Source organism: Rhodococcus sp. NPDC060086 (assembly GCF_042730275.1).
Classification (GTDB): domain Bacteria; phylum Actinomycetota; class Actinomycetes; order Mycobacteriales; family Mycobacteriaceae; genus Rhodococcus.
Map to the genome: position 1 here is coordinate 1 of NZ_JBHWWZ010000071.1, position 19443 is coordinate 19443.

17 protein-coding genes and 1 pseudogene are annotated in these 19443 nt (G+C 64.4%); all 18 read right to left on the bottom strand.

All coding sequences use genetic code 11. From position 1 onward, the window contains the following. Window positions 1-73 precede the first annotated feature (73 nt). Window positions 74-358, bottom strand: coding sequence for a hypothetical protein (locus ACFWB0_RS24035; RefSeq protein ID WP_378492905.1), 285 nt, complete (start codon window positions 356-358; stop codon window positions 74-76). 106 nt (window positions 359-464) lie between these two features. Beyond that, window positions 465-716 (bottom strand): annotated as a pseudogene (locus tag ACFWB0_RS24040) (zinc ribbon domain-containing protein); the annotation flags it as partial. 26 nt (window positions 717-742) lie between these two features. Beyond that, the gene (locus ACFWB0_RS24045; RefSeq protein WP_378492906.1) at window positions 743-1519 is read right to left on the bottom strand and encodes an ABC transporter ATP-binding protein; all 777 of its coding nucleotides are present in this window, start codon (window positions 1517-1519) and stop codon (window positions 743-745) included. Beyond that, a complete protein-coding gene (locus tag ACFWB0_RS24050; protein ID WP_378492907.1) occupies window positions 1512-2285 on the bottom strand; it encodes an ABC transporter ATP-binding protein in 774 nt (257 codons plus the stop codon). The genes ACFWB0_RS24045 and ACFWB0_RS24050 overlap by 8 nt, the downstream gene beginning before the upstream one ends. Next, window positions 2275-4290 (bottom strand): ABC transporter permease, encoded by a 2016-nt coding sequence (locus tag ACFWB0_RS24055; protein WP_378492908.1) that lies wholly within the window; start codon window positions 4288-4290, stop codon window positions 2275-2277. The genes ACFWB0_RS24050 and ACFWB0_RS24055 overlap by 11 nt, the downstream gene beginning before the upstream one ends. Window positions 4291-4327: 37 nt before the next feature. After that, window positions 4328-5554: an ABC transporter substrate-binding protein gene (locus tag ACFWB0_RS24060; RefSeq protein ID WP_378492909.1), complete on the bottom strand. Its 1227-nt coding sequence runs from the start codon at window positions 5552-5554 to the stop codon at window positions 4328-4330. Window positions 5555-5576: 22 nt separating this feature from the next. Beyond that, complete coding sequence (locus ACFWB0_RS24065; RefSeq protein ID WP_378492910.1) at window positions 5577-6173, bottom strand: carboxymuconolactone decarboxylase family protein; 597 nt, start codon at window positions 6171-6173, stop codon at window positions 5577-5579. Between the two features lie 58 nt (window positions 6174-6231). Next, a complete protein-coding gene (locus ACFWB0_RS24070) occupies window positions 6232-7065 on the bottom strand; it encodes a TauD/TfdA dioxygenase family protein (protein WP_378492911.1) in 834 nt (277 codons plus the stop codon). A 64-nt stretch (window positions 7066-7129) separates the two neighbouring features. Beyond that, a complete protein-coding gene (locus ACFWB0_RS24075; protein WP_378492912.1) occupies window positions 7130-7699 on the bottom strand; it encodes a nuclear transport factor 2 family protein in 570 nt (189 codons plus the stop codon). Further along, the gene (locus ACFWB0_RS24080; protein WP_378492913.1) at window positions 7696-8631 is read right to left on the bottom strand and encodes an SDR family NAD(P)-dependent oxidoreductase; all 936 of its coding nucleotides are present in this window, start codon (window positions 8629-8631) and stop codon (window positions 7696-7698) included. Before ACFWB0_RS24080 ends, ACFWB0_RS24075 begins: the two co-directional genes overlap by 4 nt. A gap of 25 nt (window positions 8632-8656) precedes the next feature. Further along, a complete protein-coding gene (locus ACFWB0_RS24085; RefSeq protein ID WP_378492914.1) occupies window positions 8657-9202 on the bottom strand; it encodes a nuclear transport factor 2 family protein in 546 nt (181 codons plus the stop codon). A 2-nt stretch (window positions 9203-9204) separates the two neighbouring features. After that, on the bottom strand, window positions 9205-10638 hold the full coding sequence (locus ACFWB0_RS24090; protein ID WP_378492915.1) for an aldehyde dehydrogenase family protein: 1434 nt from the start codon (window positions 10636-10638) through the stop codon (window positions 9205-9207). Window positions 10639-10701: 63 nt separating this feature from the next. Next, the gene (locus ACFWB0_RS24095; protein ID WP_378492916.1) at window positions 10702-12408 is read right to left on the bottom strand and encodes a thiamine pyrophosphate-binding protein; all 1707 of its coding nucleotides are present in this window, start codon (window positions 12406-12408) and stop codon (window positions 10702-10704) included. Continuing rightward, window positions 12398-13318 carry an SDR family NAD(P)-dependent oxidoreductase gene (locus ACFWB0_RS24100; protein WP_378492917.1) on the bottom strand — a complete coding sequence of 307 codons (921 nt, stop codon included), beginning with the start codon at window positions 13316-13318 and terminating at the stop codon, window positions 12398-12400. The genes ACFWB0_RS24095 and ACFWB0_RS24100 overlap by 11 nt, the downstream gene beginning before the upstream one ends. Next, entirely contained in the window at window positions 13315-15141 is a 1827-nt protein-coding gene (locus tag ACFWB0_RS24105; RefSeq protein WP_378492918.1) for a flavin-containing monooxygenase, read from the bottom strand. The genes ACFWB0_RS24100 and ACFWB0_RS24105 overlap by 4 nt, the downstream gene beginning before the upstream one ends. A gap of 32 nt (window positions 15142-15173) precedes the next feature. Further along, a complete protein-coding gene (locus ACFWB0_RS24110) occupies window positions 15174-16556 on the bottom strand; it encodes an SRPBCC family protein (protein WP_378492919.1) in 1383 nt (460 codons plus the stop codon). Window positions 16557-16587: 31 nt separating this feature from the next. Then, window positions 16588-17433 (bottom strand): SDR family NAD(P)-dependent oxidoreductase, encoded by an 846-nt coding sequence (locus ACFWB0_RS24115; RefSeq protein WP_378492920.1) that lies wholly within the window; start codon window positions 17431-17433, stop codon window positions 16588-16590. A gap of 7 nt (window positions 17434-17440) precedes the next feature. Then, window positions 17441-19030: an SMP-30/gluconolactonase/LRE family protein gene (locus tag ACFWB0_RS24120; protein ID WP_378492921.1), complete on the bottom strand. Its 1590-nt coding sequence runs from the start codon at window positions 19028-19030 to the stop codon at window positions 17441-17443. Window positions 19031-19443: the final 413 nt, after the last annotated feature.

The following is a 19443-nucleotide window of genomic DNA, read 5'->3' on the forward strand; positions in this document are numbered from 1 at the left end:
CATCAACCGGCCAGCCGATGATCCCGAGGCCACCGTGGAGGACGACACGATAGCCGCCTGACACCCACTGGACTCAAACCCCTTGACACATTCCGAGCCGCCAGAATGCAGCCCGATCCCGCAGACCGGACCACACCGCAGCTATGGCGGCCAAGACCACGAGAAGTAGCAATCCTCGGGCGGCGACCGCGCCGGCCGGCCCGTGCAGAAGGCTCGAGTCGGATGTCGTACCGGCGATGCCGAGGTAGAGATCCTCGCGCACAGGAAGTGCAGCCAGCGCGATCAGAGCGAGGGCAGCCGCCGTCGTCAATGACAGGCGTATCACTGGAGTTGAGAAAGAGAAGGGTCGTGAAGTCATGCCTCGAAACACTAGGAACTGGGGGACACCCGGGTATCCGCCCTGAGGCCCGAATCGTCTACGACCTACGTCTTGACTTCCTCCTCCGCGTGAACACGGAGGATTCCTACGCAGCCTCACCATCCGGCAAGATCTGTTCAGCGGGTTCCTGCTTCACCGGGTCCGCGCATGCAAGCACACGTCTTACGCTCCCTCCACAAGCGTTTACCCTCTCCACCAGCCCAGCGGCGAGCAACACATTCACAGCGGCGTTGTAATCCCGATCCAGCACCAACCCGCACGACGGGCACACCCACACCCGCACACCCAACGGCTTCTTCCCGTCCCGCACCCCGCAACCCGCGCACACCTGCGACGTCGGTTCCCACCGGCTCGAGACACGGTCTAGAGCACACTCTGACGTTCGGACCCGTCGGACTCATCGTCGGCGAATTCGCCGGCACCGAAGTAGGCGGATTCGACGCGATCGCGTTCGCGAAGGAGCGCGCCTGTCTCCCCCTCGAGCACGACCCGACCGTGGTTGAGCACCAACGCCCGGTCCGACACCGCCAGTGCGAGTCCGACGTGCTGCTCGACGAGCACGACAGCGATGCCTTCGTCGTGTGCCAGATCTCGGATGGCAGGCAACATCTGTTCGACGATCATCGGCGCCAACCCGAGGCTCATCTCGTCGACCATCAGCAACCGAGGCTCGGCCAGTAGCGCCACCGCGATCGCGAGCATCTGCTGCTCCCCGCCGGAAAGTAGCCCGACCGTCCTCGACTGCAGGTTCGCCAGGGCGGGGAACCTGGCGAAGACCATGCTCTCGCGGGTCTTGTCGGGCCGACGTCGGGCCAACCGGAGGTGCTCATTCACTGTCATGGAAGGGAAGAGGCCGCGGTCGTCGGGCACGAACCGCATGCCGCGACGCGCCATCCGGTAGGGCCGTCCAGTGTCGACCGGCTCGCCCAGGACCGTCACCCGCCCCTTCATCGTGGGGAGCAGTCCGGCGAGCGACAACAGGGTGGTGGTTTTTCCCGCGCCGTTGGGTCCGAGAATCGAGAGCACCTCCCCAGCCGCGACCGAGAGGTTCACGTCGGCGACTGCGACGACTCCGTTGTATCCGGAGGTCAGGGACTCTGCGGTGAGCAAAGGGCCTTCGGTGGAGACAACGTCAGCCATGGGTGATCTCCATCGGTGCGCCAAGATATGCAGCGATCACGGCGGGATCCTTTCTGGCCTGCTCCGGAGTTCCCGAGAAGATGACCTTGCCGAACTCGAGGACGTAGATGCGATCGCATACACCCAGAACCAGCGACATGTCATGGTCGATCAGCAGTGCACCGGGCCCATCCTGTACCACCGCCCGGATGCGCTCTGCGAACTCGACACTCTCCTGACTGTCGAGTCCCGCAGCGGGCTCGTCGAGCAGAAGAACGCGACAATTGCCGACGAGTGCCCGTGCGACACCGACGAGCTTCTGCTGTCCGAGCGTGAGATCCCGTGCGAGAGTGTCGCCGACGTCGCCGAGTCCCACCGACCGCAGAGTCGCGTCCACGACCTTGTTGCTTTCGCCCCGCCGACGCCCGACCAGGTCCCGCCACAGCGTTGCAAGACCGCCCGGCCGCATTGCCGCGACCACATTCTGGTTCACGCTCAGGTTCGGGAAGAGCTCGCCCGACTGCCACGTGCGCGAGAGACCCGTGCGGCGACGCTGATGCGGCGGGATACCGTTCATCGGGGTGCCGTCGAGGGTGATCGTTCCGTCGTAGTCGATGAATCCGGTGACTGCGTCGACGAACGTCGTCTTGCCGGCGCCGTTCGGCCCGATCAGGCCGACGATCTCGCCGGGACGGACCTCCAGCGACACGTTCTCGTTCGCCACGACACCGCCATAGCGCACGGTGACATCCTGGGCCGACAAGCCGCCCTGTGTGTCATCGGACATCTGCCACCGCCACCTTTCCCTGGTCGACTGCATCGCCGGACTCGGATGCGGACGAATCCGTGCCTGCCGCAGGCCTGCGCCGTTTGGCGCGCAGAAGTGCGGTGAGTCTGCTTGCTTCACCGGCGATTCCGATCGGATTCATGATCGCGGTGACGATCAACGCGATCCCGGAGATCAGAGCGTAGTAGTCGCCCAGGTCGAAGATGTTGTGCACCAACACGTAGACGATTCCGAGCGGACCGATGATGCCCGCGATCGCCGCGCCACTGAACGAGGTGATGCCGCCGAGATACGCAACCGCCAGCACCTGCAGGCCGACGAACACGGTGAACGACTCGGCCGAGAGCTGACCGGCGCTGTATCCGATGAGACAGCCCGCGACACCGGCGATGAACGCGGACAGCCCGAACCCGATGAGCTTGGTCAACCGGACGTCGATGCCCGCGGCCGCGGCGGCCCGCTCGTTCGCCCGCACTGCGAGAAAGGCGCGACCGGTGTCGCCCGAGGCGATCCGGATGAACGCCCACACCACGATCGCCGCGACCACAAGGACCGTGAAGGAGAACGACAGGCGTGCGATGTCGCTGCCCTCGCGGACCCCGAGATTCAGACCGAACAGCGTGGGATTCGCGATGGGATTCCCCGACGGCGGGGTGAGACTGTAGTTGTTGAAGATGAACCGCTCGATGGCCAGGGCTGCCGCGATGGTCACGATGGCCAGCTGTGCACCACGAATCCGGAAGGCAGGCAATGCCACCAGCATGCCGAGCAGGGCTGCCACGAGTGAGCAGAAGACGAGCGCAATCGGGAACGGCATGCTCCAGTTCGTCGTCACCTTCGAGAGCGTGAATCCCGCTGCACCCGCGAACGCCGCCTGGGCCAGCGAGATCTGGCCGAGGTAACCGGTGATGACCACATACGACAACGCCAGCAGCATCAGGATGATCGAGTACGTCAGACCGAATCGGTAGGTGCCGGACGACACCGCGAGGAGCACACCGGTCACCACGATCACGAGCGCGGCGGGGATAGGACGGAAACGAGGGATCGTGACGTCCGGCAGCTTGATCGTCTGCAGCGACCCACGCGAGGGCAAGCGTCCGCCGAAGACGAACAGTACGACGATGACCACGAAGAACGGCACGACCTGATCGACGCCGGACTGCGCCCACGTGGGCCACCAACTCTCACCGGCGAGCAGGTTGAGCACCGACTGGAACGCCCCGAGCGCCAGCGAGGCGATCACGATCGTTGCGACGGATTCCATCCGCGCGACCAGGAGCACCGCGAGCGCCGGAACGACGAGCAACGAATAGTTCAACGGATTGAGACCCGTCAGGGATGCCCCGAGCAGGACACCGATCGTGCTCACCACCGAGGCCATCACCATCGCGATCGCTGCGAGTCGGTCGGGTGAGAACCCGAGAAGGGTTGCACCACGCTCGTTCTCCGCAGCGGCACGAGTCGCTGCGCCGGCTCTGGTGAAGCGGAGATATGCCCACACCAGCACCGAGAACACCAGCATGATCGCGACCATCACGACCTCCGCCGACGACACGGAGGTGCCGAACAGCGAGATCGATCCGGAGGGGATCATCGACTCGATCGGGATGCTGTTCGGTCCGAATCTGATGACCACCAACGCTTGGACGGTGAGCATCAGTGCGACGGAGACCACCACCTGCGCCAGCGCGGGTGCGCGACGCACCGGCCTGAACACCAGGTAGTGGGCCGCGACTCCGAGCAGGACCGCCATCACCAGGCCGAGTGCCAGCGCAACCGGTACCGACGGCACCTCGTCGAATTCGATACTTCCGATCGGCAGCACCAAGGTGCCGTCGATGAGCAGTTGCGCGTAGACGTAGGCGCCCCACATCGCGGTCGCGCCTTGCGCGAAGTTGATGATCCCCGTCGATCGGTAGACGAGAAGCAGTCCGTTGGCGAGGCCGATATACACCGCCGCGAGGCCGAATCCGAGGACGATGAATTGCAGATAGGTGCTCATGCGCTACTCCGCTGCGTGTGTCGTCGACTCGGTGCCGTCAGGAGGAGGGCATAAGCGAAGGATCGAGATCGATGTATCCGGCTTCGTCCACCGACCGGAGCGTTCCGTCCTCCTGCACTTCGAAGAAGATCGCCTGTGCATTGCACGTGGTAGCGACACCCGGCCACTGTTGCCCATCGCACGTCACGGTCGGACCGGCGAAGGTGGGGAAGTCCTTCAGTCCCTTGAACGTGTCGGTCACGGTGGTCGAGGTGATCTCCTCCGATCCGGTCAGGATCTCCGCGATATTGACCAGAGCCGCGAACGTGTAGATCGACCGGGACGAGAGTTCGTCGCCGTATCCGACCGCATCCATGGAGTCCGCGAAGATATCCAACTGCTCCTGGACCTCAGCGGGCGCGGAGTCTTTCGCGAGGGGCACCCAGAGCCGGGGCTGGGTGACGATACCTTCGGCGTCGGTTCCCATGTCCTCGATGAACTGCGAGCACGATCCGGCCAGGATCGTGTCGTCGTAGCCCTGCCTGCGCAAAGCTTGGAAGAGACCGGTGCAGCCGTCTTCGGGGAGCGCGATGACGCCCGCCATGTCCGGTTCCTCGGAAAGCTGGGTCGCTGCCACGACATTCAAGTTGGCGCCGGACGCGGGGGGATACTGGACCTTCACATCGATCCCCATCTTGTCGGCGATCGGCATGATCAGATCGTCGACGTACGCATGGGAGGTGGGCGACTCGTTGACGGCGAGCGAGGCCTTCGACTTCCCCATGGTGTCGAGGACCGACATGCTCGAGAGCGCGGCGAACGAGACCGGGCCGGTGAAGTAGAACGCCTGCCCGTATTCGGCGGAATCCGCGACGAACGATCCTGCGAGCGTACCGACGATGGGGATCTCCGCCGACGCCAGAATCGGCACCGCCGCCCCCATGCTCTGGTCGACCGCGTCGATCACGAGAGGAAGACCCTTCGAGACGAAGCCGTTGGCGCAACTGATCGCGGTCTCGGGGCTGCCGTCGCCACCGCACACGTCGACTTCGAGGGGACGCCCGTCGATACCGCCGAGCACTTCGTTGACGTAGTGCACGCCGGCTTCGAGGCCGTACGCGGTCTGCGGATATGCAGACGCGCCCTTGATCGGAGCCAACGCGCCGATGACGATCGGATCACCGGTCGGGGTGGCTCCGGTGCTGTCGTCCCCGCCGTCCGAACTGCATGACGACAGAGCAAGTGCAGCAACCGCGGCGATGACGCCGATGTGATGCTTCTTCACCTGTGGATCCCACTTTCTCGACTCAGTCGCGGGAGGAGACCGGATGGTTGGGCAGATACGGAAGGAGACCGGGCTCGGGTTCCACGCCGAAAGACCGCAGCGCGGTCGCCATCATGGCGTAGCAACCCACTGTGAACACGACGTCCATGAGTTGTCGATCGTCGAGCTCGCCTGAGAGCGCGGCCCACGTACCATCACTGATCGCGCCGTCGACGACCAGCTCGTCGGCGGCGGTGACCAGCGCCCGTTCGATGGCTGACCAGCCCTCAGCGTCGGGCCCCTCGCCGATGCGGGCGATCTCGTCGGCGGTGATACCTGCTCGATCGGCAAGGATGACGTGCTGTGCCCACTCGTAGTCCGAACGGCGGAGCGAAGCAACGCGGAGAACGAGAAGTTCCCGCTGCCGGACCGACAGGGTGGACTGCGACAGCAGGTGGCGGTTGAAACTCAGGAACGCCATCGCCAGTGAAGGATGCTGTGCCAGGGTTCCGAGCAGGTTCGTCCCCGGCTGCCGGTTCTCTTCCGGTGCGCTGCTTGCAACCGCCGATCGGAAACCGGCGATGTAGGTCGCGATCTCCTCGGTCCAGTCGTCCTGGGGGAGAGGTGGTATCCGGGACATTGGGGTGGGATCCCTTCGATTCGAGCGGGAGCGGTGATCACGATCGCGGTGCGATCGCTCATTTGATCGGTTCGCGTCCGGCGACGGTCGAACGATTCATCACGCGCGGCTTGTTGTGGTCGAACGCGCAGGCACGGTGGAGCAGGCCGTGGTTGTCCCAGATCACCAGATCGCCGACAGACCAGGTGTGCTGGTACACCCGATCCGGTGTGGTCGCCCGCTTCTCGAGATCCTCCAACAGAGCCCGGCCCTCATCGAAGTCCATTCCGACGATATGGGACGCGAACGCCCCGATCACCAGAGAGCGACGTCCCGAATCATGTTCCCAGACCAGGGGATGCTCCCGAGGGGTCCGGGATGCCCACTCGTCGAGCTGTGCCTGTGTCGGATTCGGATAGGACCGACGCTGAATCGCCTCGAACGTGTAGATCGCGTGGAGATCGGCGAATTGTTCCTTCTCCTCGTCGGACAGATCGTCGTATGCCGAGTAGGTACTGGCGAATTCGGTCTCGCCGCCCTCGTCGGGAATGATTCGGGCGCTGAGCATCGATGCCTTCGATGCGACGTCGTCGGTCAGGCCGTCGATGTGCCAGAAGATGTTGGCCGCCAGGTACTCCGCATTTCCGTTGTCAGGATCGAAACTGATCTCCATGATTTCTTCCGTGGCGGGAGGAACCGCGGGAAATTTCCGCAAAGTACCCAGCTTTCGACCGAATGCCACCTGGGCTTCGTCGTCGGCACCTAGCTCGCGGAACAGCAACACGCCGTATTCTTCCAAGGCTTCCAGGCACGCAGCCGGGAGTTCGTCGTCGTGGAGCAGCCGGTCGACATCGACGTCGAGAATCTCCGCTCCTACCTTGTCGCTGAGCTTTCTGATGTTGAGGGTGTCCATCGGTCGTTCCTCGCTGTTGTTCAACCTTGAGAGACTGTTGTGCGGTGGGGTGCGGCCCGCGCCGTCAGCTCGGAATGCTCGGCTGCCGGACGTTCGCCAGCGGGCGCGTGTAGGAGGGGTCGCTCGCATCGCGGGCCGGAGTGCCGTTGGCGTAGACATCGGGGACGTCTGCGAAGGGAATGTCCATCGACGGAACCATTCCCGACCACTCGATCACGTTGGTGCGGAGTGCGATCCGCCACTCGCCGTCGCGACGTTCCAACCTGTCGATGTAGCGTCCGCCGGCAATCCAATTGCTGTCGTCGATGTTTCGGCCTGCGAACAGGTAGTACGTCTCGGCGTGGGCTGTGTCGCCGTCGAGATCGCAGGTGTGGTTCAACAGATTGTGGTGAGTGGCCTTCTGTCCCTGCGCGTGCATTGCGGTGGACCAGTCGTAGAGATCCACCGGCCCGCCGACGAAACTACCCGCGGCGATCGTCGCATCGGTGTGGAAGGCAGAGAGGAACAGATCTCGATCGAATCGGTCCATTGCCCGGCTGAAGCGGGTCAGCGTATCGAGGATCTCCTGGCGATCCAGAAGTGCTTCGAGTTTGGCGATTCTGTCGGACGAGAGAGATGTCACCGGCGTGCTCATGGTGTGCTCCGTTGCAGTGAGGAGGAAGGGGAGGGGGTCTGCCCGACACCGAGTCCTGAACCATCTGCTTCCGCGATCGGAGACCAGATCGGTTCGCCGCGGGTCGAGCGAAGTGAGGGGATTTCGCGGCCGTCGATATCTGTGACGCCGTACTCCTCCGCCAGTTCGGCGGTGATGAAGGTGCCGCCCGAGCGGCTCATGATTGCGGGATCCTGTGTGAGAGCGGCGATGACGCGACCGGCGAACTCCGGTGAGCAGCCGTTCTCGGGGCGGGTGGCGGCGCCCTCCGTGAGTCCGGGGATGGCCGCCAGGTTCCGCTCGGCGCGCTCCGTGAATGTCAGACCCTGCCATATGGACACGGATGCGACGTGGTACGGCTGCAACTCGACGGCCATGTCGCGTGCCATTCGATCCACTGCGGACTTGGCCGTCCCGAAGAGGACACCGTAGGTGTAGGCGACGCCGGTGTAGCCGGAGACGGCCACGATGAGTCCCGACTTCTGGGGAGCCATGATCATGGCGGCGTGCCGCGCCGCCACGAAGTTCGATCGGACACCGACATCCACCATCTCCCAATTCGACAGTGGCTTCTCCCAGAACGGCTCGGGATCCGTCAGATCGTCGGGAAGGGCGAACGCATTGTTGACCAGGATGTCGAGGCGCCCTTGTTCGCGTTCGACGCGGTCGAAGAGCGCGGCAACCTGTTCGTCGTTCGCGTGATCGACCTGGACTGCAACACCTGTGCCTCCGCGTCGATCGCACTCCGCCGCGGTGTCGCCGACGGTGCCCGGAAGTGGGTGCGAGCCGGGCGTCACCGTGCGCCCGGTGACGTACACGGTGGCGCCCTGCTCCGCGAGAGCCAGGGCGATGCCCTTGCCGATACCGCGGCTGGCACCCGTGACGACAGCGACTCTGCCCGACAACGCACCCATTTCCGAACTCCTTCTGTCTGGACGTCTATTGCTGCGTAGCGAGGGATCCGGCGTCGAAGAAGACTTCGCTGTGATCACCGGTGGCCTTGCCGGTGAAGTGGTCGCCGCTGAATGGCGTGCCCATGAGGCCCTGCGACCAATCCACGGACACACCGTCGTCGCGGGACCAGTCGTAGAGCATCGTGCGCTCCGCGATCCGCCACTGCCCGTCGCGCTCTTCCAGACGGTCGAGGTAGCGGCCACCGAGCACCGTGTCGCGCTCTTCGGTTCCCATATCGACGCGGTGGTACGCGGTGACATGGGTTTCGGTCAGGGCGGTGTTGCCGTCCAGTTCGATGTGCGTCTGCCCGAGCAGATGCTGTGTCAGCAGAACGGCGGGTGAGCCCGGAACGACCCACGCGAGGTAATCGTCGAACGAGCCGGCGAAGATTCCGAAATCCACGGTTGCGTCGGGCCAGAACGATGCGCTGACCGCCTCGTCGTCACGGCGGTCCTCACCGCGCGCGAGTCGGACTATGCATGCGCGGACCTCGTGATGCGCGAGAAGGACTTTCAGATCTGAGTCACCCATGGCTAGCTGCCGTCCGCAGGCGTATACCCGAGAATACCCTTGGTCTCGAGGTAGTCGTGGAAGCCGAACTCGCCCCACTCACGTCCGTTTCCGCTCTTCCGGTAGCCGCCGAACGGCGCCCCGAAGTCGAAACCGCCGTTGATCGCGACCGACCCCGCTCGAATACGACGTGCCACGGCGCGCGCTTGATCGAGATCGGCGCCGGCCACGAATCCGGCGAGGCCGTACTCGGTGTCGTTCGCGATCTCGATGGCGTGGTCGATACTGTCGTAGCCCAGAATGGTGAGCACCGGTCCGAAGATCTCCTCGCGGGCGATCGTCATGTCGTTCTTGACGTCGGCGAAGACGGTGGGCTGCACGAAGTAGCCGGTCGTCAGCCCGTCGGGTCGCCCGACACCGCCGGCGACGAGGGTGGCGCCCTCGTCGATCCCCGTCTGGATCAGGCTCTGAACCTTGTCGAACTGGGCCTTCGATACCACAGGGCCCATCGCTGCATCCCCGGTCGGGTCACCGACGGTTACCTGCGAAGCAGCCTCACGTGCGACGGAGATGACTTCCTCCATTCGCTCACCCGGGACCAGCATGCGCGAGCCGGCACTGCAGGTCTGACCCGAGTTCACCATCATCGTGGCCACGCCTGCACCGACATTCGCGGCGAGATCTGCGTCGTCGAGAATGATGTTCGGGCCCTTCCCACCGAGTTCCTGCGTGACCCGCTTGACTCCGGGGGCCGCATTGACGGCGATGTCGACGCCGGCACGCGTCGACCCGGTGAACGACACCATGTCGACATCGGGGTGGCCGGAGAGCGCGCGGCCGACACCGGGGCCGTCGCCCTGAACGAGGTTGAACACACCGGAGGGAACACCGGCCTCCTCGAGGATCTCAGTGAAGACCTGACCGCTGAACGGCGACTGCTCCGACGGCTTGAGCACCATGGTGCAGCCGGTGGCCAGAGCAGGGAACACCTTGACACCGATCTGGTTGATCGGCCAGTTCCAGGGGGTGATCAGGCCGCACACCCCGATGGGCTCCTTGACGACGAGGCTGCCACCGCGCTGCTCTTCGAAGACGAAGCTCCGGAGGACCTCGATCGCGGTGGTGAGATGCCCGAGACCGAGGTTCACCTGGAACCCGTTCGCCAGCGCGGTGGGGGCACCCATTTCCTCGGTCAACGCGGCGCCGATGTCGCCCATACGCCGCTGGTACACGTCGAGGATCTTCTCGAGCAGTGCGAGTCGTTCCTCGCGACTCGTTGCCGACCAGGAGGGGAAAGCACGTCGTGCAGCGGACACGGCCTTGTCGACGTCTGCCGACGATCCGAGCGACACCGTGCCTGCGACCTCTTCGGTCGCAGGGTTGATGACCTCGAAGGTGTCCGACTGGGCAGGATCGATCCACTGTCCGTCGATGTAGAACTTCAGATATTCACGCATGGCTACCCGGTTCTCTCGTCTGGTCCTGTACGGATGTCACTGCTGGCCTTCGGCCTGCGAAAGTCACTGCTGGCCTTCGGCGTACCACGTGCGGAACTCGTCGTAGTTCGGCATTTCCTCCGAGTTGGCCTTGGGATCCACCGCGACGTGGATGACACCCGGCTTGCCGCTGGCGTATGCCCGCTTGATCGCGGGTGCGATGTCCTCGTCGCGCTCGACGTACTCGCCGTAGCATCCGAAGCCTTCCGCGACCTTGTCGAGGCGGGTTTCCTTGCTCCAGTGGACGCCGGTCTCGAGCGAGTCGTGTCCGAAGGTGCGCTTGTAGACGCCCACTTCGAGTCCCCAGGCGTAGTCGACGCCCACGACACAGACGAGCGGCAGACCCACTCGCGCAGCCGTTTCCAGTTCGGCGATGTGGAACTGGAACGACGAGTCGCCGGTGATCAGCATCATCGGACGCTTGCCGCCCGCGGCGACACCGGCGCCGACGGCGTAGGGGAGACCCGTGCCGAGGTGCCCGAAGTTCTGGTTCCACATCACATCGTGCGGCTTGGCCTGCGAGTACGTCCAGCCGAAGATCGTGGTGGCGCCACCGTCGCGGACCATGATCCCGTCGGCGGGGAACGCCTTCGTGGCCTCGACGATGAGGCGAGCCGGATGCACGGGGGACATCCCGGACGGTGCGGTCTCGGCCAGTTCGGCGAGCTGCTCGGCCTCCTGCTTGATCCAGCCCTCCAGCTCGGGAGTAGGTGTGCGTGGGGAGTCCTTCAGGGCTTCGACGAGCTGCGGAACGATTGCCCGAAGGTCGCCGACCAGCGGAACATCGATCGGGCGGTTCACGCCGATGGATGTGGGATCCTGTTCGACGAGGATCCAGTTGCGGTTCGCTTCGTTCGCGACCCAGTGCCGCCAGCGTCCGAAGTGGACGGGCTCGCCGAGTTCGGTTCCGATCGCGAGGCACAGGTCGGATTTCACGACGGCATCGATCGATGCTGCCGAGAAGCCGTACGGGAACGTGCGGTCCTCGAGGCCCTCGATGAAGGAGGTGCCACCGGATGTCTGGATGACCGGACATGCCATGAGGTCGGCGAGGGCCTTCACGGAGGCTCCGGCCCTGGAGGTGTGCACTCCGTGGCCGACGAGCAGAACGGGCTGCTTTGCGGCCCCGATCAATTCGACTGCCTTGGCGACGAGGTCGGCTCCGGCCGTCTGCCCCACGAGGCGGTACCTTTCGGGCGGCAGTACCGGAGGAGCATCGATTTCTTCCAGGATGACGTTCTGCGGGTACTCGATGTAGACCGGGCCGGGGGTTCCCGAGAGCGCCTTGCGGAGTCCCTCACGGATGATCTCGTCGGTCTGTTCGGGGTACTCGATGCTCGCGTGATACTTCACCGAATTCTCGACGAGCGCCATCTGCTGAACGAACTGGATCCGGCCGCGCCGAACGCGCTGTTCGGTGATGCGGGCGCGCTGGCCACCGAGGAAGATGACGGGTGAGTTCTCGACCTTGGCGCACATGATGGCGCCGGCGAGATTCGCCAGGCCGGGTCCGAGGGTGCCGATGCACACCGCGGCCTTGCCGGTCATGCGTGAGACGGCCTCCGCCATGAACCCGGCGGACTCCTCGTGGTGGGGGGCAACGACATTCCAGCCGCGTTCCTCCGCGAGGCGGAACAGATGAACGAAGTTCGGGTCCGGAATGCCGAAGATCGTGTTGATACCTTCGGCCTCGAAGAGATCCAGAATTCGTTCGTAGACCTTAACCGACATGCGTATTTCCCTCCGTGGCTATCGCAAAGCTTTTCGTGATGTGGTCGACGTGGCCCGAGACGGCCGGCAGGATCCAGGGGTCGCTCGTGTCGCGGATGACGTCGATGTTGTCGGCGACGTCGTCGATCGACCAGGACGGCCGGTACACGCCGGGCGTCTCGGCGATGAACACTTTCGCCATTCTTCCGGCGATGCCGGCATACATTTCGCCGGTGGCCGAGCATGATTCGTGTGCGAGCCACCCGACGAGCGGCGCAGTGAGTTCCGGGCCCATCGGTGGGTAAGCGGACGTGTCGAGTCCCTCGGCCAGTCTGGTCAGCGCAGCGGGAATGATCACGTTGGATCTGACCCCGTGATCGGCCCCTTCGATCGCCGCGACGTTGGACAGCCCGATCATCCCGGCCTTCGATGCTGCGTAGTTGGCGACGTTCGCGTTGCCGTAGATGCCGCCGATCGAGGAGGTCAGGACGATCCGTCCGTATCCCGCTTCACACATCAGCGGGAATGCCGGGCGGACAACGTGGAACGCCCCCCTCAAGTGCACGTCGAGTACAGAATCGAAATCGTCGTACGACATCTCCGACAACGACGCGTAGCGATTGTTGCCCGCGTTGTGGATGAGGATGTCGATACGGCCGTAGTTGTCGAGGGCAGCCGCGATGATCGCCTGACCGCCCTCGGCGGTCGCGACGGACTCGACACACGCAACAGCCTCACCGCCGGCGACCCGGATCTCCTGGACCACCTCGTGCGCCGGTCCGGCGTCGACGTTCTCGCCGCTGATCGCGGCGCCGGGGTCGTTGACCACGACCTTCGCTCCGAGTGAGGCGAGCAACAGGGCGTAGTCGCGTCCCAGCCCCCGTCCGGCACCGGTGATGACAGCGACGCGACCGTCGAATCGGAATGTCACTTCTCGAGCACCAGACCTTCCAGCTTCCCGGTGCTGCGCCAGTTCTCGAACAGCTCGGTGAGTTCGTAGAATCCGCCCCAGAACGGATCCCCGAGGAAGGACCGTCCGTTCGGTTCGCCCTCACTGTTGTAGTAGCCGGGCGTGCACTCCGTCGTGAAGGTGCTGTTGTCGACCGAATACTGACGAACGGTCTGAACCCAGCCCTCTTCGGCTTCCGTCGTCGGCTCGACGTGCGTGACGCCACGGGTCTGCGCTTCTTTGATGATGTACGCGATGTGGTCGGCCTGCTGCTCGAACATCAGCGTGGTGGCCGCGGTGACGCCGCCCTGGACGAACCCGGTCGCGAAGTGGTTCGGGAATCCGTGCGCCATGATTCCGTGCAGAGTGCGGAAGCCTTTGCCCCAGTGGTCGTAGAGCGAGGTACCTTCGCGGCCGGTGAACGGCGCGATATCGAACTGACGCTCGAGCGCCGTGGTGATCTCGAACCCACTGGCGAAGACGATGCAATCGAATTCGTGCTCGACGCCGTCCGCGATGATGCCCTTCTCCGTGATGCGTTCGACGCCCTTCGTGTCGGACACGTCGATGAGGGTGACGTTGTCGCGGTTGAAGGTGGGCAGGTACTCGTCGTTGAAGACGGGGCGTTTGCACATGTTGCGGTAGTACGGCTTCAACGTCTCCGCGGTCTCCGGGTCTTCGACGATCGCCTCGACCCGCTGACGAAGCCGTTCCATCGCCTTGTAGTCCTCGATCTCCTTGAGTTCGAGGAACTTCACCGGATCGGCGAGGGCGGCCCAGCCGTTGGTCTCGTTGAGCTTCGCGGCCAGGTTGCGCGCGACCTCGGTCCAGCCGTCGCAGATGAGGTCGGGCTCGCCCGGGTTGTAGAACGCGAATGCGGCGTTGTGGAAGTTGCGCTGTCGTTCTGCCCGCCAACCCGGCTTCAGGCTCTCCACCCATTCCGGGTCGGTCGGATAGTTGGCGCGTTCGAAGACGTAGGACGGTGTCCGCTGGAAAACGGTCAGGTGCTTCGCCCCGCGCGCGAGATGCGGGATCGCCTGGATTCCACTCGAGCCCGTGCCGATGACAGCGATCCGCTTGTCGCCGATCTTGTCGAGCCCGCCGTGCAGGTCACCGCCGGTGTAGTCGTAGTCCCACCGGGCAGTGTGGAAGGTATGGCCCTTGAAGTCCTTGATGCCGGGGATGCCCGGAAGCTTCGGCCGGTTGTACGGGCCCTGGCACATCACGACGAAGCGGGCGAGGATCTCGTCGCCGCGGTTGGTGCTGATACGCCAGCGCTTGATCTCCTCGTCCCACTCCAGAGACTGGATCAGGGTGTGGAAGACGGCCTTGTCGTACAGCCCGAAGTGCTGTCCGATGCGCTGGGCATGCTCGAAACACTCGTCACCCTTGGAGAACTTCTCCTTGGGCATGTAGCCCGTCTCCTCGAGCAACGGCAGGTAGCAATACGCATCCGAGTCGATCTGGATACCCGGGTAGCGGTTCCAGTACCAGACGCCGCCGAAGTCGCCGCCGAGTTCGATTATCCGGTAGTCCTCGACACCTTGCTGCTGGAGCCGATGCGCAGTGATCAGGCCGCTGAAGCCGCCACCGAGGATCACGACCTCGATCTCGCCGATGATCGGTTCACGTGGCTCCACCGGCAGGTGCGGATCGCCCGTGTAGAACTCTTCGAATTCGTCGTCGGCCTCGAGGTACTGCTGCTGGCCGTCGGTACGAAGACGCTTGTCGCGCTCGAGGAGATACTTCCGGTGCAGGGCTTCCTGATCGACCTCGGGTGTCTGCGATGGGGCGCAGGGTTGCATGTGAATGTCCTCGGTTAGTGGGGTTTCGGGAGTCAGGCGAGATCGCGAGGAGCGCCGGTGCCCATGTAGGTGGCCAGGTTGTGGTGCAGATTGACGACGCTGCGCTCGCGGTACGGGTTCGGCTTCGGACCCGAGAATCCGCGGGTCTTCATGCCCTTCTGAACTGCCGCCATGTTGTGGAAGTCCTGTGGCAGCACGGTGCGCCAGCCCGGATCTTCCGGCGGCGCGAACTCCCATTCGGTCTCCGGCTCCTCGCCGGCGGGGAAGAGTTCGTACACGGCGGCTTCGAAGATGCACTTGTCGGGGTCGTCGCCGTAGGGGCGAGCGCTGTAGCAGAGCATGTTGTTCAGGGCATGCCCGATCTGGAAGTTCGGGAAGATCTGCCACGCGGTGCCGCTCTTGGCGACGATCTCCGGTGGGACGGTCGGCCAGACGACGCCCCGCTCCGCGTCGTCGCGTCGCGCGGAATCCAGCCAGTGTCGCAACACTTGGTCGGGAGGGGTGCCTTCGGGAAGCTCGTCGACGAGTCGCTGCGCGGCGTCGACGAGAGTCCGTGTGGTGTTGGTGTTCGCGTTCTCCCAGGTGAAGTTCTGCATCTCGATTGTCGCCTTGCGAGCGTCGGGCCCGCTGCCGATCCGCAACTTCGCCTGGTTCTCCTCCATGCCCTTCGGCGCGTCATAGCCGATGTTGCTGTGTTTGCCCTGGGCCCTCGACCAGCCGAGGAACTTGCCGAAGTTCATGAACTCGGGATGCGTGTAGGGCACGTGGTAGGTCTCCATGAACGCCTCGAGGGCGACCTTCCAGTTGCAGTCGAACACGAGCCACTTGCGCCAGCGGTAGCGCATATTCTCGAGCTGGAAGTGATCGAGGAGAGTTGCCGCGGGCTCGAGGTAGTCCCGCAAGGGCTCGCAGTCCGGATCCATGTTGATCCAGATCCATCCACCCCAGGTGTCGACCTGGACGTGCTCGAGCTTTGTCTTGTCGGGGGTGAGCCCGTTCTTCCAATCAGGCTCTTCCGCCGCGAACGTGTTGTTGCCCTCGAGGTCGTATCGCCATCCGTGGAAGCCGCATACGAACTGTTTGGCACAGCCGCGCGCCTGACGCTGGCCGTCGGGGGTGTCGACGAGTCGGCGACCCCGATGCGAGCAGACGTTGTGGTAGGCACGGATCGTGTCGGGTGACGTCCGCGTGATGATCAGCGAATCGTCCATGATTTCGTACGTGAGGTAGTCGCCGACCTTGGGGATCTCCTCGACGCGGCCGACCTGCTGCCATACTTTGGACCACAGCTTGTCGCCTTCGGCGCGGGCGTAGTCCTGCGAGAGGTACGCCTCGACTCCGATCGTCAAGGGTTCGGAGAACGGTTCGGTTGTCTCGGAGTCGGTTTCCTGGATGTTGTCGACGGTGTCGGTCATGAGAGATCCTCCTCGTGAAACTGGGGCTGATTCAGCGAGTGATGGCGGTGCGGAAGGTGTCGTCCTTGAGGAACAGAGACGTGTGGTCGGCCCCCATATGGGTCCATTTGAGGTTCAGGCCCCCGTCGACGAGCACTGTCTGTCCCGTGATGTAGCCCGACAGGTCGGACAGCAGGAAGAGGATGGCCCCCGCCTGCTCCTCGGGCCGACCCCGCCGACCCATGGCGATTGCTCGACGGTCGCGCTCGGGGTCGGGGTCGACGTATGTGCCGGAGGACGGTGTCGCGGTGACGCCGGGTGCGATGGCATTGACCCGGATGTTGTCGGTTGCGAGTTCGACGGCCATGGTGCGTGTCGCGGCGACGAGTGCCGCTTTGGCAGTTCCGTACGCGATGTGGAACGGCGCGGTGTTCATACCGCTGATCGACGAGATCGAGACGATCGAGCCCGGCAGTGACTTGTCCTTCAGTTCCGCCGCAACCGCCTGGCTCATGAAGAACATCGTTTCGAGGTTCTGCGTCATCAGTGCCCGCCAGTCCTCCCGCGTTACGCGGGTGGCAGGCATCCACGTGGCAGGTGCTGCTCCACCGGCGACGTTCACGAGTCCGTACAGGTTGCCGTCGGTCCGTCGGACGGTGTCGAGAACCGTGCCGATACCGTCGTCGGTCGCGGCATCCGCCGCCACTGGGATAACCGAAAGACCCTCGGTAGCAAGTGGTTCTATGTGTTTGTTGAGGTTCTCCTCGGAGCGACTCACAGCGATGACGGTGGCTCCGGCCTGCGCGACCATGCGGGTCACCGAGGTGCCGATGCCGCCGCCTGCGGCGCCCGAGACGATGACGATGCGACCGGTGAGGTCGAGGAAATTGTTGCTCATCGGATGCTCACTTCCCTTCGCGGATCGCGAGGACGCTGCCTTCGGCGTCTGCGGAGATGTAGAGGGTGCCGTCGGGGCCGGCGGCGATTCCGGCGAACGGGCCCTGTGGGCCGGCGAACGGAATGATGCCCTTCAGCGGCTTCGGGGCCACGCCCTCGGGTGCGCCCACCGGGAGGTGGCGTGCGATGACCTGCTGCGCCTTGGTCTCGAGATCGACGCTGATCAACGTCTTGGCGTCGACATCGACGATGTAGAGCTTTCCGTCGCGCACCAGAATTCCCTGCGGCCGCTCGAGGCCGTCGACGAGGGTGTCGACTCCGACGCTTGTCACCGAGATGATCCGTCCTGCTCCGGCTTCGGAGGCGAGGAGGGTGCCGTCCGAGGTGAATGCAAGCCCCGTCGGGTCGTTCAAACCGGATGCCAGCACCTCTGATTGCCCGGATCCGACGGAGTGGATCTTGCCCGTACCGACGTCTGCCACCGCGACGGTTCCGGTGGCGGACACCGCTACGCCGTACGCCTGCTCGAGCCCGCCGAACAGCAGCTCGCTCTCGGCGGACCCGGGGCGGTAGCGTGACACCGTGGTGTCGCCGGCGACGATGAACTCGCCGTCGCCGACGGAGGTCACGCCGCGGATGTAGCCGGGCCACCCCGGATGGAAAAGCATTGCGACGGTGCGGAGTTCACCGTTCGGCTCTAGTGCGAGCAAGAAGGTTCCGTCGGCGACGTAGAGTGTGCCGTCGGTTCCCACGGTCAGGTCGAGCGGCCAGGTGAGGCCGTCCGCCAGTGCGGTGCGCGTCTCGCCGCCACCGAGGACTTCGGTGATCTGGCCGGTGAAGCTCGAGACGAACAGTCGATCGCCGATGAAGGTGAGGTTGTCGAGGCCCGAGCCGATATCGGCGAGTACGGTGCTGTCGCCGGTGCGCGGGTCTATTCGGAGTACCTGTCCGGAGCCCACCTGCGGGGAGATGATGTAGCCCTCGGAGTCGAACTTCAATGCGACGGGGACCCCGAGATCGCCTGCCACGCGCTCGGGTTCGCCGCCGTCGGGATCGATGCGCCAGATGTCGTTGGTGCCGAGAGCGGGGTAGTACAGCTTGCCGTCCGGCCCGACCTCCAGGGCATTGGGAAGCTGTAGGCCCTCGGCCAGCACCTTCGGTGCGCCGCCGTTGAGGTCGATTTCCATCAGGCGTCCGTCGGGGCGGCACTCGTCGACGAAGAGCCGGCCCTGGTGGAAGGTGATGCCGTTGACGCCGGGGAGGTCGTCGCGCAGCAGGCGCGTGCTTCCGTCCTCGGAACGGATGCTGACTCTTCCGTCGTAGTACTCGGTAATGTAGAGCTCCCCGTCGGGGTGGAAGGCCAGGTCGTCGGGGGCGACGATGGCGCTGCCCTTGGGGCTGATGGTCTCCACTGCGCCGTTGTCGGGATCGAACGCGCTGATCTGGCTACCGGCCACCTGCGCGACGTAGATGCGACCGTCTGCGCCTGCGCGGATGCCGTTTGCGCCGTACAGGCGGCTCGGGGAAGTGAGCCGTGTGAGACTCCACCCTTCGGCGAGGTGTGTGGTTGGACCTGTGTAGCGCGACCCTTGCGTCAAGGTAGGTCTCCTCCTGTGTGAGAACGCCGATCCGCACTCAGCGAGAACGTTGTTCCGCAGTGTTCGAGCGGGAGCGACTCCGGCTTGCGGGGTCTATGTCCGGTTCTCATGGAAATCTAGTGATGCAAGCCACTCCCGAGTGGTGTCTGGCAGTTAATCATGAACCGGCCACCGCTACAAGTATTGTTATCCTTGTAAGGATTGAGCTAGGCTGATCGGATGTGAAGAGAATCACGTTCTCGTGAGTGTGTGCTTGTGGATCGGGGTGCGCAAGGGTCAGCGCACAGCAGAACGGCCGGGCTCGGTCTCCACGATCGTGGCCACCGGCAACCACTGGGTGCTGGACGCGGTCGGCGGCGGCGCCGTGGTGGCCGCCGGATTCGGCCTGACGTACGTCCTGTGCGGGCCGCGGC